9 protein-coding genes are annotated in these 14,935 nt (G+C 59.8%); 5 read left to right on the top strand and 4 right to left on the bottom strand.

Annotated features, from left to right (window positions below; all coding sequences use genetic code 11):
- Positions 1-8: 8 nt before the first annotated feature.
- From ACWXWJ_RS07455 to ACWXWJ_RS07445, 3 genes are read right to left on the bottom strand one after another with little or no spacing between them, the layout of a single operon-like run.
- Positions 9-998, bottom strand: coding sequence for a lipase family alpha/beta hydrolase (locus ACWXWJ_RS07455; RefSeq protein WP_473964023.1), 990 nt, complete (start codon positions 996-998; stop codon positions 9-11).
- Entirely contained in the window at positions 988-1,914 is a 927-nt protein-coding gene (locus ACWXWJ_RS07450) for an alpha/beta fold hydrolase (RefSeq protein ID WP_034993064.1), read from the bottom strand. The genes ACWXWJ_RS07455 and ACWXWJ_RS07450 overlap by 11 nt, the downstream gene beginning before the upstream one ends.
- Positions 1,915-1,949: 35 nt before the next feature.
- Positions 1,950-2,714 carry a 3'(2'),5'-bisphosphate nucleotidase CysQ gene (locus tag ACWXWJ_RS07445; RefSeq protein WP_034993066.1) on the bottom strand — a complete coding sequence of 255 codons (765 nt, stop codon included), beginning with the start codon at positions 2,712-2,714 and terminating at the stop codon, positions 1,950-1,952.
- 34 nt (positions 2,715-2,748) lie between these two features.
- On the opposite strand from ACWXWJ_RS07445, the gene ACWXWJ_RS07440 reads away from it, so the two are divergent.
- The 4 genes from ACWXWJ_RS07440 to ACWXWJ_RS07425 all read left to right on the top strand — a co-directional run bounded on the left by ACWXWJ_RS07440 (position 2,749) and on the right by ACWXWJ_RS07425 (position 11,047).
- On the top strand, positions 2,749-7,734 hold the full coding sequence (locus ACWXWJ_RS07440) for a DEAD/DEAH box helicase (protein WP_473964022.1): 4,986 nt from the start codon (positions 2,749-2,751) through the stop codon (positions 7,732-7,734).
- On the top strand, positions 7,727-8,572 hold the full coding sequence (locus ACWXWJ_RS07435; RefSeq protein ID WP_473964021.1) for a DNA-formamidopyrimidine glycosylase family protein: 846 nt from the start codon (positions 7,727-7,729) through the stop codon (positions 8,570-8,572). Before ACWXWJ_RS07440 ends, ACWXWJ_RS07435 begins: the two co-directional genes overlap by 8 nt.
- 690 nt (positions 8,573-9,262) lie before the next feature.
- Complete coding sequence (locus tag ACWXWJ_RS07430; RefSeq protein ID WP_293791931.1) at positions 9,263-10,156, top strand: hypothetical protein; 894 nt, start codon at positions 9,263-9,265, stop codon at positions 10,154-10,156.
- A 111-nt stretch (positions 10,157-10,267) separates the two neighbouring features.
- On the top strand, positions 10,268-11,047 hold the full coding sequence (locus ACWXWJ_RS07425) for a neuraminidase (protein ID WP_473964020.1): 780 nt from the start codon (positions 10,268-10,270) through the stop codon (positions 11,045-11,047).
- A gap of 461 nt (positions 11,048-11,508) precedes the next feature.
- Here ACWXWJ_RS07425 and pgi read toward each other — a convergent pair whose 3' ends face one another.
- Positions 11,509-13,212, bottom strand: a complete 1,704-nt coding sequence (gene pgi / locus ACWXWJ_RS07420) for a glucose-6-phosphate isomerase (protein WP_473964019.1) — start codon at positions 13,210-13,212, stop codon at positions 11,509-11,511.
- 192 nt (positions 13,213-13,404) lie between these two features.
- On the opposite strand from pgi, the gene ACWXWJ_RS07415 reads away from it, so the two are divergent.
- On the top strand, positions 13,405-14,928 hold the full coding sequence (locus ACWXWJ_RS07415) for an NAD-dependent succinate-semialdehyde dehydrogenase (protein ID WP_293791927.1): 1,524 nt from the start codon (positions 13,405-13,407) through the stop codon (positions 14,926-14,928).
- Positions 14,929-14,935: the final 7 nt, after the last annotated feature.

The following is a 14,935-nucleotide window of genomic DNA, read 5'->3' as shown; positions in this document are numbered from 1 at the left end:
GGAGCCTGTCAGGATTTGAGTATCGACTTGCTGGTCGGGCTGGCGCAGTCGCTGGTAGTGGGATTATGGTCGCCCGCCTTGCGTGTTAAACCCCACAGAATCAGACCGATGGTCTGGTTGTTCTGTGGCAGGGCGGCGTGCCCCGGCGGAATCAGAAGGTTACAGGCCTTTCCGATCTCCACGTTGGCCACGTCAGCGCCGTCGACAGACTTCAGCTGGGAGGTGCTGTTCGGGGTGGCGGTGGTATCAGCCGAGGAATACAGGTTGGTGTACTGCACGCGCTTGTCAGTATCCGGCTTCTCGTTCAGCCGGTTGATTACCTCCGAGCCGATCAGCTGCTGCACGCCGGCCTTGCCCGCCACGGATTCCGCGAGTTCTGGGTTGCGCTCGATGATCGGGCGCAGCGTCTTATCCATGCCATTTAACGTGGTGCCGTGGTACGTCGGAGCTACGCCGACCACACGGTCGACCTTCTCTCCGCCACCGTTTTCCGCGATGTACTTCTTCAGGTGAAGTCCGCCCTGAGAGTGACCAACCAAATCGACCTTCTCTGCACCCGTGACAGACAAGATGTAGTCGATGGTTGATGCGATCTCCTTGGCGGAATCGTCGATATCCTCCGTGGCATAAAGACCAAGCAGATTCGGCTTGCTATCCTGACGCTTTCCATAGTTGAAAGCCCAGGTGCAAAAGCCCTGCTCCGTAAGAGCATTGGCGGCCTTCTGCCAGCGCGTGGAGTTATCCGACGTGCCGTGGATGAAAACGACAGGATTCGGATGTTCCGGCGAAGGCACGCACAGGGCATTGTTCACAGGGGTAGTTGCCACATGCTTACCTACGAGCCCATCTGGCACGGCGGCGTCATCACTAGGGGAGGCCAAAGCGGCAGGAGCGAGCGCGGCAGAGAAAAGAGAGGAAGTCAGGGTGAGAGCCAGTGCGGCGACACTGGCACGGGCGGCACTGCGAATACGCCCAACTGCGAGATACTTAGTTGTCATAGAAGAAACGATAGCCTAATTTCCACCGTTGGCCACCGTTACAACCCACGTGCACAGGTGTGCAATCCCCCTGGTCGCGGGTCAATCCCCATTCCACTAGGCCAATGACGTGATCGTTTTCAGGTAGCGAAGCATGCCCCGGGGGTAGCAACAACCCGCAGACCTCGCCGACCTCCGCCTCGGCAACATCGGCTCCGTCGACCGACTCCAGCTGGGACGTCGAATTCGGCGTGGCCGTAAGATCTTTCGAGGTGTAGATGTTCGTATAAGTAACGTTTGGGTGGGTATCTGGTAGCTCGTTGAGCTTGCGGATCAACTCTGAACGGTTCAGTTGCTGCACCGCAGCCTTACCCGCCACCAGATCCGCAAACTCCGGGTTGCGATCCACCAGATTCTGCAGGATCGAGGACATACCCGTCATCGTGGTGCCGTGATAGGTCGCGGCAATGCCCACCGCACGATGCACCTTCTCGTGTCCGCCATGTTCTGCAATGTACTTCTTAATGTGCAGCCCGCCCTGGGAATGTCCCACTAGATCCACCTTGCTGGCGCCTGTCACGTCCAGGATGTAATCGATTGTTTCCGCGATCTCTACGGCGGATTCGTCGATATCGTTCACAGCAAACACCCCAGGTATAGCGGGACGGCCGACTTCCGGCTTGCCGTAGTTAAAGGCCCACACAGAGTAGCCACGGGCTGCAAAGTACGTCGTGGCCTTCTGCCACCGGAAGGAATTATCCGTCGTGCCGTGGATAAAAACCAGGGGATAGGGGTGCTCTTCCGAAAGCTCCTTCTGCGGGTTATTGGCCGGAGCACCCAGCACGAAGCGCCCCTGCAAGGTGGCTGGCACATCGGCATCCAGCTGGAGTTTTTTGCGGGAGGCCGGGCGGGGCGTCAAGAAGGAAAAAGGAAGCATACCGCCCTAGCTTAAGGGCTAAGGGGGCTAAACATCTAGAGAGAATAAGCTCCGTGCTTCTCGTGGAACTTCGCGGCGGAGGCCAGAATTTCGTCGGCTCGGTCGGGGCGGGAGATGACCAGATCCGGCAGGTAAGGAGACTCGCAGTTATAACGCAGCGGGGTGCCATCCAAGCGGGAGGTGTGCAGACCAGCGGCCTGTGCAATGCCCACAGGAGCGGCGTTATCCCACTCGTATTGGCCGCCGGCGTGCACATAAGCGTCGTTATCTCCCAGGATCACGGAGACGGCTTTAGCGCCGCAGGAACCCATGGTGACCAGCTCCATGCCCAAGTCTTCGGCGATGAACTCTGCAATGGCGGGAGTGGTGTTTTGGCTGATGACTAGACGGTTAGTGCGCTGTCCCTGAACGGCACGGACCTCGGCGCTGCTGAACACGCGCCCCAGATCCGGCATGCCCACGGCGGATTCGACGATCTCGCCGTTTTCTGCCAAGGCGATGTGCACGGCCCAGTCCTGGCGGCCGCCTGCGTACTCGCGGGTGCCATCAAGCGGATCGATAATCCACACCCGGGAGTTGTCCAGGCGCGCGAGGTCATCTTCGGCCTCTTCCGACAACATCGCATCATTCGGACGGTGCTGGATGAGGGACCGGGCAATCCAGTCCTGTGCTAGTGCGTCGCCCGCTTTCCCGAGTTCGGTGCCGCGGAGCAGACCTACGTTTCTTACGCCTTTGAGGATTTCCCCGGTGCCCTGCGCGAGTCTCTGGGCCAGCGTCGCATCATTGAGTTCAGCCGTCATAGTTCTTACTTTAGCGGTCTGTTTAAATGGTCACATGGCTGTTGACCCGCTGGATTCCTTTTATGCCCCCGTTGCAGCGTGGTTCCGGGATGTATTCGCCGAGCCGACGGTCGTGCAAACCCAAGCCTGGAAGGCTATCTCCGCAGGTCAGAATGCGCTGGTTGTAGCGCCGACCGGTTCCGGTAAAACTCTAGCGGCTTTTCTCTGGTCACTGTCAAAGCTTTCTGGGGGATCTTTTTTTAATGACGCCCCCACGCCTGAAAAGTCCAGTCCCACCAAGGTGCTGTACATTTCCCCGCTGAAAGCACTGGGCGTAGACGTCAGCCGAAACCTGGCTGCCCCGCTGGCCGGCATTGCGCGCGTGGCAGACGCGATGGGGGAAACCGTAGCGCCCGTACGGGTGGGAGTGCGCAGCGGAGATACCCCGCAGTCGGAACGCTCTAAGCTGCTGCGCAATCCACCGGAGATTTTGGTGACCACCCCCGAATCTCTGTACCTCATGCTGACAAGCAAGGCCGCGGCCACGCTGGCGAATGTGGACACCGTCATCGTCGACGAGGTGCATGCCGTGGCGGGAACGAAGCGCGGCACACATCTGGCTCTGTCATTGGAACGTTTAGAGATGCTGACGGGTCAGGCAGTTCAGCGCATCGGACTATCGGCGACGGTGAATCCCGTGGATAAGGCTGCTAGTTTCCTCGGCGGTGATCGACCGGTAACGGTGGTGAACCCAGAGCAGCCGAAATCGTGGGATGTGCAGGTAACCAGCGTGGTGGAGGATTTTCAAGATCCTCCGGCAGCGGAGGACATCGCGTTGGCGAAGTATGAGGTGGCGGACGAGGGGGCGTCAACAGAAGAGCCAGAAGAGGAACCCATAGACCCCATAGATGAGGCACTGCTTGGCCCCAGCCTCATTGGCGAGGGCGTGGGTGGCAGCACACAGAATGGCTCGGGCGCACGGGTGGCCAGTGGCGTGGACAAAGAATCCGCGCTACCGCAGCAAAAGAGCGTATGGCCGCATGTGCAAAAGGCGATCTACCAGCAGGTGATGGAAAACCGCTCCACCCTCGTGTTTGTGAACTCCCGGCGCGCAGCAGAGCGGCTCACCGGGGCTCTCAACGAGGAGTGGGCGAAAGAACATGATCCCGATGCACTGGCGGCTTTAACACGGCGCGACCCAGCACAGTTGATGGCACAGTCCGGCGCAGTGCGAGGGATCAGCGGTGAAGGCGTGGCACGGGCACACCACGGTTCCGTGTCGAAGGAGGAACGCGCGGACATTGAGGCAGCGTTGAAGTCCGGTGAACTGCGCTGCGTGGTGGCGACGAGTTCCTTGGAACTCGGCATCGATATGGGATTGGTGGACCACGTGGTGCAGGTTGGGGCGCCACCGTCGGTGGCTGCGGCAGTGCAGCGCTGTGGTCGCGCCGGGCACAACGTGGGAGCGACCAGCCACGCGACGATCTACCCATTGCACAAGCAGGACGCTGAGGCTGCGGTGGTGGTCGTCGACCGGCTACTCAAGGGAGAATTGGAGCCACTGCACGTGGTGCATAATGCGCTAGATGTGCTGGCGCAGCAGACCGTGGCTGCAAGTGTGCAGGCGAGTGCCGGAAAAGGTGCGCTCGACGTGGAGGAGTGGTGGCGGGTGGTACGCCGCGCTCATCCCTATTCCACGCTGCCGCGGGAGGCCTTCGATGGGGTTGTCGAGATGCTCAGCGGGCGTTATCCCTCTACTGACTTCGCTGACCTAAAAGCCCGCGTGGTGTACGACCCTGTGGCTGGCACCCTGGAAGCCCGTCCCGGCTCACAGCGCCTTGCGGTAACCAGCGGCGGCACCATCCCGGATCGCGGCATGTTCGGGGTTTTCCTGGCTGCCGGGGAGAACGACGGCGCGCGCCGGGTGGGCGAGCTGGACGAGGAAATGGTCTACGAATCTCGTGTGGGCGATGTGTTCACCCTGGGGGCCAGCAGTTGGCGGATTTTGGAAATTAACCGCGACCAGGTGATCGTTGCCCCCGCCGCCGGGCACACTGGTCGACTGCCATTTTGGGTGGGTGATGCCGCAGGCCGCCCGGTGGAGCTGGGCATGGCCATCGGTGAGAACCGCCGTACCTGGGGTTCTGACACTTTAGGGGATATACGTTCTGCCGATTTTGTGGACGCCCACACTCGCGCCAACCTCGATGCCTACTACCAGGAACAGAAGGAAACTGCTGGAATCATCCCGGATGAACGCACCGTGCTGATCGAGCGCTTCCGCGATGACATTGGTGATTGGCGCGTGGTGGTGCACACGCCGTTTGGTCGGGGAGTGAATGCACCTTGGGCGCTGGCGTTGGGTGCAGAGCTGAACCGCCGCACAGGTATCGACGCAATGGCAGTGGCAGGAGATGACGGCATGGTGCTGCGCCTGCCGTATTCCGAGGAACCTCCGGGAATGGAGCTTTTGCTCGGCGAACACGGCTTTGACGGTTCCGAGCGGGCAGAGGCCACGCTATCGGATGTGATGGAAGAAGTGGGATCCTCCGCCCTGTTTGCCGCGCGTTTTCGCGAGTGCGCAGCTAGGGCTTTGCTGCTGCCGCGCCGAAACCCGGGCAAGCGCCAACCGTTGTGGCAGCAGCGCCAGCGTGCCGCCCAATTGTTGGATGTTGCCCGCGAGCATCCGGAGTTCCCCGTGATGGTGGAGACCATGCGGGAGTGTGTACACGACGTGTACAACCTGGATTATTTGAAGACCTTGGTGGCGGGGCTAGGGCAGCGTGGTGTGCGTTTGGCGGAGGTCACAACCGAGGGGCCAAGTGCCTTTGCGGAGTCGCTGTTGTTCACCTATACCAGCGCCTTTATTTATGAGGGAGATTCTGCAGAACGGGCCGCAGCCCTGGCCGTGGATCCCGCGTTGCTTGCCAAAGTACTGGGCACCCGTGAGGAGGGCATGGCCCTAGACCCGGCTGCGGTACGGCGCGTGGTGAACGCCGCTCAGTGGCTGGCGGAGGGGCGCAAGGCTGGCAGCGTGGAACAGGCTGTGGATATGCTGCGTGCGCTCGGCCCGCTGAGCACCGATGGCGTGTGTGAGCGCCTTGAGCCGTGGGCGGGGACAGTGGAGGATAGCCTCAATCAACTGCTCGAATTGATTCCGACTCGCCTGATGGAGGTCAACTTCGGCGGGCAGGCCAAATTAGCTGCTGTCGAGGACATGGCGCTGCTGCGCGATGGGCTGGGAGTGCCAGTTCCACCGGGAGTTGCCATCGTCACTGAGCAGGTTGATCAGGTGGATAATGCCATTGACCAATTATTGCTGCGGTGGATGAAGAACCGCGGACCTACTACTGCCTCAGAGGCTGCAGCGGAGTTTGGCCTGGGACGCGCAACGGCCGATGCACTGCTTACGAAATGGACGCAAAATACTAGGGGAGCACAGCAGCGTCGCTTGAGCTCGGGGCGCTTTGTGTTTCTCGAGGACGCCACCGGTTCCGTCTCGCCAAGTGGCGCAAAGGCAGATGCCCAGTCCGAGATGCAATACGTGGACACGGGGATGCTGCGCCGTCTGCGTTCAGCGACTTTGGCCGCTGCCCGCGGAGCGTTGGAACCCGTAACTCAGCAGACCTATGCCCAGTTCCTGGCTGACTGGCATGGGTTGGGGCACATGCAGCGCGAGGAGCTCCTCAGCGTGCTCGAACAACTTGCCGGGGTGCCAATTCCCGCCAGTGCATGGGAAACACTAGTGCTTCCAGCTCGCATTCCGGACTATCAGCCGGGGGATTTAGATGAGCTGCTCAGCACCGGGGAGGTTCTCACCACTGGTGCCGGACAGGCCGGAGCCAAGGATGCCTGGGTGAGCTTTATGCCCACTGGCATGGCCGAGTACCTGCTAGGAGGTGATGCAGGGCTGGAACGCGGCGTCGAAAAGAAGGAAGGGACAACCCTCGGCATGGTGGCCACGCAGATCCTCGAGCACCTGCAACGAGGCGGTGCGTTTCTGGCAGCTGAGCTGCAGTCGGCGACGGGAGCGGGACATGCGGAAGTGGACGCGGCGCTGTGGGAACTCTTCGATGCTGGGCTGGTTACTCCCGATAGTTTCGCGGCTCTGAGAGCACGGCTGGTGGAAGCCGGAACCACCGGTAAACAAGCTCATCGCGCACCGCGGAGAAACCAGGGGCGTGGCTCGGTGCGACGGGTACGGATGGGGCGCAGTGGTTTTGCGCGAGCAGCCCGACAGGCATTGAATGCGCACTCGTCCGTGCCAGGGCGTTGGTCGGCGGTACCGGGCGTTAGTCCAGTGAGTGCTACAGGTACTGCGGGTGCCGGAGGCATAGAAAAGCCGGACGCTGCTGAAAAGGCTCTCGCGCAGTCCGAGGCTTGGATCGACCGCTATGCGGTGGTGACACGCGGAGCCGTCGTTGCTGAAAAGGCCGCCGGTGGTTTTGCCGAGGCTTATCGAACTTTGAGCGCTTGGGAGGATTCCGGTGAAGTCCTTCGCGGCTATATCGTCGAAGGCCTGGGCGGTGCGCAGTTTGCCCCGCGCGATGTGATCTCCCAATTGCGGCGCGCGCAGGATGGGCGTGGTGGAGAGGTAATGAACAATTCGGAAGCCTCCGCTCCGCAACTTCTGTCAGTTCTGGATCCAGCGAACCCCTACGGTTCCACGCTGCCGTGGCCACGTTTAAGCACTGTGCAGGCAGGTAGTTCGAGCGCTGAGTCGATGGCTCCCACGCGTTCCGCTGGCGCCATGATTATCGTTGCGGCAGGTCGCGCCGAGGCGTACGTCTCTCGCGGAGGTAAAAACGTGGTGTTTTTTGCTCGGCCCGATTTTAATGACGCCACATCGGAGTCGCCGGCAATTCCCGCAGCGCAAATAGATCTGGTGGTTCGAGTCCTACGGGAAGCCGTCCGTGCTGGACGATTGAGTCCTGTGACCGTGGAGAAGGTCAATGGTTCCTCGGTGATGGACATTAATACGACGGATTGGGTAGCCGCTGGGGCGCGACTTACTCCGAAAGGATTGAGTATCCGTGCCTGAGGGTGATTCCGTTCTACAACTTTCCAACCGACTCCAATGGATGACCGGGCGGACGGTGCGGTACACGGATATTCGTGTACCGCGGTTTGCGACCGAGACTTTTGATGGGGATGAAGTGCACCGGGTCTGGCCCTATGGCAAACATCTATTCATGCACATTGGGGAGCGGGTGATCCACACCCACCTGAAGATGGAGGGGGTATGGGCGATTCACCGGGCGGGTGAACGCTGGCGTCGGCCTGGCTACAGTGCCCGCATTGTATTGCGCTTCAGCCCGCAGCATCCGGGAGGGGCAGAGATTGAGATCGTAGGGCACGATCTGGGATTTGTGCGGGTCTTTCCCTTTGCCGACTTCCCGCAGGTGGTGGAGCATTTGGGGCCGGACATTCTGGCGGATGAGTGGGAGACGGTGGGAAGGCATGAGGCAATCGAGCGGATTATGGCACGGCCCACGCGCTCCCTGGGGGCTGCTTTGCTGGATCAGAAGAATGTTGCAGGAATTGGCAACGAGTATCGCGCTGAGGTGATGTTCCTCGTGGGAATGCACCCGGAAGTGGAAGTCGGGAGAGTGGGAGAAGAAGGCGTCGCCAAGGCTATAGATATGGCGCGACGATTGATGTGGGACAACCGTCTTGAACCGCACCGGGTTTTTACTGGAGATCGCCGGCCAGGGTACAGCACGTGGGTGTTTGGGCGTGCAGGGAAAGCGTGCCGGAGGTGTGGGGCGGCAATTTTGCAGGGGACGTTGGGCGGGCCCTGGGCTGAAGGAGATCCGGAACTGGATGCAGGCGAGCTGGAGCGCATCATTTGGTGGTGCCCAAACTGTCAAGGGCACTGAGGATTGAAGCTCCAGCAGGGGTAGTGAAGCGAGATGCAATAACCCCATATTGGGGTAAAATGTAGCGCGTCCATTAAAGAAATGCCTGGTGAGAAGAGTTTACCTAAAGTTCACTAAAGTGGGGGTTATGGGGTGAATCGCAGGTTGATGGTTGAAATGTTTTGCTCGAAAAAGGGGTGAGGGTTCTTATATTTTGAGAAATGTTCGGCGGGAACAGGGTGGGGCTACAGTTTGATCGAGTTTTATATGGTCGCGGCCTGAGGCTAATTGAAATCGAGTTCGAATTGGGTACATCAACAGTGAATGTCGTTTCGGGCGCGCCTGAGAGGCGTTTTAAGGGTTGGCTAAGTTTTCTACGGTTAACTAGAGGTTAACGCAAGATGACATTGGGATTGAATGTGGTGCACTGCGGTGCAAAATTGTCGAACAATGAGAAGCTTCGAGGGTCTAAAGTTGGATCTCGTCACTCAGAGCCTGAGCGGTGTGCGGTCCTCACGAATACCGAGCATCACCCAGGCGAGGGCACCCCTTAACCTGATTCGAACAAAGCCACCTGGGCGAAGACTCGCAAGACCCTTTGAAGTAGAGCGACGTGCACTATCGCAGCATCACCAATGCACTCGCTAACGCGGACCGGCTGTAGTCGGACCGCATTTTTCGACCAGTGGGCGTGCAAGAGGAGCACAAAACATGAAGAACCTGTGGAAGAACGGCGCAAGTGCTGCCGCTGCTGCTGTCATCGTTGCAGCTGCAGTCGCATCCCCGGCATCTGCCATCACCAAGGAAGAGCACTACCCGGAAACCCCGAAGCTGAACCCCACCCTGCCGATCGTCAACACCACCCACGGCAGCGACCACATCAAGGCCAACATCCTGAACCCGCACCCGGTCTGCAACTCCGGTGAGGATTACCGCACCGTCGTCTACAAGGTTGACGACAAGTTCACCCCGGCTGGCACCATCTCTGCTACCAACCAGTCCAAGAACACCATCCCGCTGACCCAGGAACTGTCCAAGACCCAGACCATCACCATCAGCATCAAGGGCGACCGCACCGAGACGGTCAGCGCAAACCTGGGCGGCGAGGCATCTGCCAAGAGCGGCAAGGGCAGCGTCGGAATTGCCTACGAGCTGGCTAAGAGCATCGGCGCTGAGGCTTCCTACTCCCTGAGCTGGAATGTTGGCCAGAAGATCGGCCCGTACGACGTTCCGGCCGGCCACACCGGCGAGGCTACCTACGGCTTCCGCACCATCAACATGACCGGTACCCAGCAGTTCTGCAAGGCGAACGGCACCTGGTCCACCCCGACCCCGTGGTCCGCTCTGACCCCGGTGAAGAACCAGGTCAACATGAAGCTGTACGGCAACCCGGCTGATTCCGCAGTTCCGGCTAAGCCGGAGGATGCGGAGAAGCCTTCCGAGAAGCCAGCTGACGACGCCAACAAGCCAGCTGAAGAGGCTAACAAGCCGGCCGAGAAGCCAGCTGACGACGCCAACAAGCCAGCCGATGACGCTGCCGCAAACAAGCCGGCCGACTCCGAGGCTGCTGACAAGCCTGCTGACGACGCAGCCGCAGAGGCTTAAAACCCCCTTCGCTAAAACTCCCGTGGCGTCGGAGCGCTTGAATACCTTCATCTCGCATCAACTCTCGCAACGCTTCGACCCGCACCTCTACAAAGTAAGGAACCCCCTCACATGAAGAAGAATGCAGCTTCCCTGACCCTCGCTGCCGCTATTGGTGTGACCACCGCCTTCGCAGGCGCTGGCAACGCTTTCGCAGAAGACGCCGTTGACCCTGGCTTCAACAACGACGTAGTAGCAACCGATGTCACTGCCGATGAGGCTGAGAAGCCCGCTGAAGCTCCAGCAGAAGAGGCTCCGGCCGCTGACGCTGAGAAGCCAGAAGCAGAGGCTGAGAAGCCAGAGGCAGAGGCTGAGAAGCCAGAGGCAGAGGCTGAGAAGCCTGCCGAGAAGCCGGAAGCTGAGGCTCCGGCCGAGAAGTACGACCTGCAGCCTGAGATCCACGTTGCTGCTGGCAAGTCCGCAGGTTTCGCTGGCCTGGTTTCCATCTCCGCTAAGAACGTTGGCTCCGAGATCTACTACCAGGACTTCCCGGCTACCACCTTCCGCATCGACGTTCACACCGAAAAGGGACCAAAGGGTGTTGACCGCCTGATCACTCCGGGCTGGTTCAACGGTGCATACACTCGCGACCTGGGCTTCGACAAGGCCAAGTCTGTCCGCAGCTTCGAGGTCACCCTGTCCAACCCGGTCAACCCGGGTGAGTCCAAGCTGCTGGCTAACCTGAACTTCGGCGACGGCAAGACCAAGCTGGGCCGCCTGGTGAACTACATCACCGTCACGCAGACCGGTCGTCTGGAGGAGGACAAGTCCACCTCTAATGACCAGAACGTTGACTCCCGCGAAGTCACCACCACTGACGTGATGCACAAGCCCACCAAGGGTCTGTTCTAAGGACGTTTGATCCCCTGGTAGTGCAGCAACTTTAAAGGCTCCCCGCTTCGGCGGGGAGCCTTTGTCGCGCTTAAATCTTCTTGCGCTTAAACTTTTGGGCGCGACCTTCTCGCCCTGCTTGGCGAAAGGACAGTGCTTATCCTTGGCCAGGGTGCAGGGCAACCCAAATTGCATAAAGCGCCAACCACGGAATCATAAGGGGGACAGCCAGGAGCATCGGCACTCCATTAAGGGATCCCGCGATGGGGTTAGCAGATTTCGGTGCACCGCCTTGTTGGGAAGGCGAGGACTGCGAATCTCGGACAGTGGCGAACCCCCGCTTTTTGTGGGGAAAGAAATGCCTAGAGCATTTCAAGCAACGCTCCAAGCCACTCGGAAGCGGGGTTCGTATTAGATATCGACGCCCCAGGCCTCCGTGTTAGCAATTCTGTGTCTCCAATCACTCATCCCACTTGTTAGCGCTAGACCCGGTGCTGGCGGTAGTAAGCGATCAAATCGTCGGTGGAGGAGTCGCCGGCGTCACTGCGCTCCGCGCCAGTAACCGCAGGAAGCAGTGCGTTTGCCTGCTTCTTGCCGAGCTCTACACCCCACTGATCGAAGCTGTTGATGCCCCAGATCACGCCCTGGACGAAAACGATGTGCTCGTACAGTGCAATCAGTGCACCCAGTGCCTTCGGGGTCAGCTTGTTAGCCAGAATGGTGGTGGTCGGGCGGTTGCCGGGCATCACCTTGTGCGGGATGAGCTCAGGAGCCACACCTTCTTCCTCCAGCTCTTCTGCGTTCTTGCCGAAGGCCAGTACACGAGTCTGGGCGAAGAAATTGGACATCAACATGTCATGCATGCTGGTGGTTCCGTCGGCGGCCACTGCATCGTCGTGCGGGTTGATAAAGCCGATGAAGTCCGCCGGAACCAGGTGTGTGCCCTGATGCAGCAGCTGGAAGAAAGCGTGCTGGCCGTTGGTGCCGGGCTCACCCCAATAGATCTCGCCTGAGGGGATCTCCACCGGAGTGCCATCCAGCTGCACGGACTTGCCGTTGGACTCCATCGTCAGCTGCTGAAGGTACGCGGGGAAGCGCGCCATGTCTTCGGAGTACGGCAGCACGGCATGCGATTGTGCTCCCAGGAAGTCCGTGTACCACACACCGAGCATGCCCATCAGTACCGGAATGTTCATCTCCAACGGCTCGGTGCGGAAGTGGTCATCTACCTCGTGGAAACCCTCTAAGAATCGCATGAAGTCCTGTGGGCCAATGGCCGCCATCAGCGACAGGCCAATCGCGGAGTCCACGGAGTAGCGGCCGCCTACCCAATCCCAGAACTCAAACATGTTCTTCGTGTCGATGCCGAAGTCCTGGACCTTCTCTGCAGCGGTGGATACGGCCACGAAGTGCTTGGCAGTGATGTCGCGGATGGCGTCATCTCCCTCGACCTCAACCCCAACATCGGAGAGGTTTTGCAGCAGCCAACGGCGCGCGGCGTGGGCGTTGGCCAGTGTCTCGGACGTGGTGAAGGTCTTGGAGGCAATGACGAACAGCGTGGATTCTGCATCGAGTCCGTCGAGGGTGCCGGCCACGTCCGCAGGGTCAATATTGGAGATGAAGTGTGGCGTAATTCCCGCCGTCATGTACGGGCGCAACGCCTGTGCAGCCATTGCCGGGCCCAAATCGGAGCCGCCGATGCCGATGTTGACCACATGCTTGATGGTGTGGCCGGTGACACCCTGCCACGAGCCAGAGCGCAGTGCCTTTGCGAAATCGCGCATGCGGCCCAGCACGGCGTGTACATCGGCGGCCACGTCTTGTGTCTCGCCTGTTTCGGAATCAACCGGGATACTGAACTCCCGATCCACGGGAATGCGCAGCGCGGTGTGCAGTACAGCGCGGTCCTCGGTGCTATTGATGTGTTCGCCATCGAACATGGCGCTGCGGTGATCTTCCAGGCCACGCGCGCGAGCCAGGTCTAGCAGTAGTCGCAGACCACGCTCATCGATGAGGTTCTTCGACAGATCCACATGCAGCGGGCCAACGTTATAAGTCATGTCACTGGAGCGCCCCGGCTGCTCGGTGAAAAGCTCCCGCAGTTGGGTGCCGCGTGTTGCGTCGGCGTATTCGGTGAGCTTCTTCCACTCCCGAGTCTTATGTGCGGATTCGCGTTGTTGTGGCATGGGCACTGCCGGGCTCCTTTCATCACTGCAAATGTCACTTTCCACGGTAGTGGAAATGCCGCGGGTGCGTGGTGGTCTGCGTAGTGGGCGCTGAAGGCGCGTAAATGTGGCTGGAGCCGAAGGCGCGTAAATGTAGTGGGCGCTGAAGGCGCGTAAATGTAGTGGGCGCTGAAGGCGCGTATATGTGGAGGCATGACTTCTTTCACCATTCCATCTGATTTCAGCACTACTTTGAGCGCAGCCGGACAAACCTTCGAGGTGCCCACGGGGTTGTTCTTGGGTGGAGCCTGGCGCGCTGGATCCGAAGAGGAAACTTTTTCTGTTCTTGACGCAGCCACGGGAAAGCCTTTCGCGGAAGTCGCGGCGGCAACAGAGGATGATGCGCGAGAGGCCATGGAAAAGGCTGTGGAGGTGCAAGCAGAGTGGGGCGAAACTGCACCTCGGGAGCGTTCCGAGATCTTGCGACGGCTGTTCGACCTGGTAAACGAGCACGCTGAACAATTGGCGGCTTTGCAGTCTCTGGAGCTGGGACGTGCGCTACCGGATTCGAAGGGCGAGGTGACTTACGCTGCGGAGTATCTGCGGTGGTTCAGTGAGCGGACCGCGGCTATTAGCGGCGAGTATCGGGTTGCGCCCGCAGGCAATGGACGCATCGTGACTACCCACCGTCCGGTGGGGCCGGTATTGGCTATTACTCCGTGGAACTTCCCACTGGCGATGGTTACCCGCAAGCTTGCTCCTGCGTTGGCTGCGGGATGCACCGTGATTGCCAAGCCTGCTCAGCTCACGCCATTGACCATGCTGTATTTCGCGGAGCTGGGACGAATTGCGGGTATTCCAGATGGGGTGTTCCAGGTCCTGCCGACGTCTTCGGCTCGTCGCGTTTCCGCGTTGCTGGACGATGATCGCCTGCGCAAGCTGACGTTCACCGGCTCCACTGAGGTGGGGCAAACGCTGGCGGCTACCGCAGCGAAGAAGACGATCCGTACATCTCTGGAGCTTGGTGGTAACGCACCTTTCGTCGTTTTGGAACATGCAAATGTGAACAAAGCTGTGGAGCAGGCTATTGCGGCCAAGATGCGTGGGGCAGGGCAGGTGTGCGTGGCTGCTAACCGTTTCATCGTCCACGAGTCTTTGGCCGACGAATTTGAATCTGGGTTGGTCCAGAAGATGAGCGAGTTCGTCATGGGGCCGGGTACTGATCCGAAGACCACGATGGGGCCGCTCGTGAGTGAGGAGCAGCGAGATGGCGTGCGCGATATGGTTGCGAAGGCCGTTGAGGAGGGTGCGCATGTGGCTCTCGGCGGCAATGAGGCATTGGAGAAGCTGGGGGAGACGCACCCTGATCTGGATCCGAATGGTTTCTGGTACCCCGCCACGGTGCTTACGGGTGTGACGCCCAAGTTTGAGATTGCTAACCAGGAAATCTTTGGCCCCGTTGCTGCTGTGCAGCGGGTCTCCAGTGATGATGAGGCGCTAAAGATCGCCAACGATACGGTCTTTGGACTGGCGGGTTATGTCATGGGTGAGGATATGAAAAAGACGCTGCGCTTTGCCGAGCGAATGGAAGCCGGCATGGTGGGCGTGAACCGGGGTGCCCTGTCGGATGCTTCTGCGCCCTTCGGTGGCGTGAAGCAGTCCGGTCTGGGGCGCGAAGGTGGGTTTGAGGGTATCGAGGAGTACCTGGAGACCGTGTACCTGGCACTCGACGTGTAGAGATCTA

The organism is Corynebacterium sp. p3-SID1761, assembly GCF_055862885.1.
This window is presented reverse-complemented; position numbering and strand designations above follow the sequence as displayed.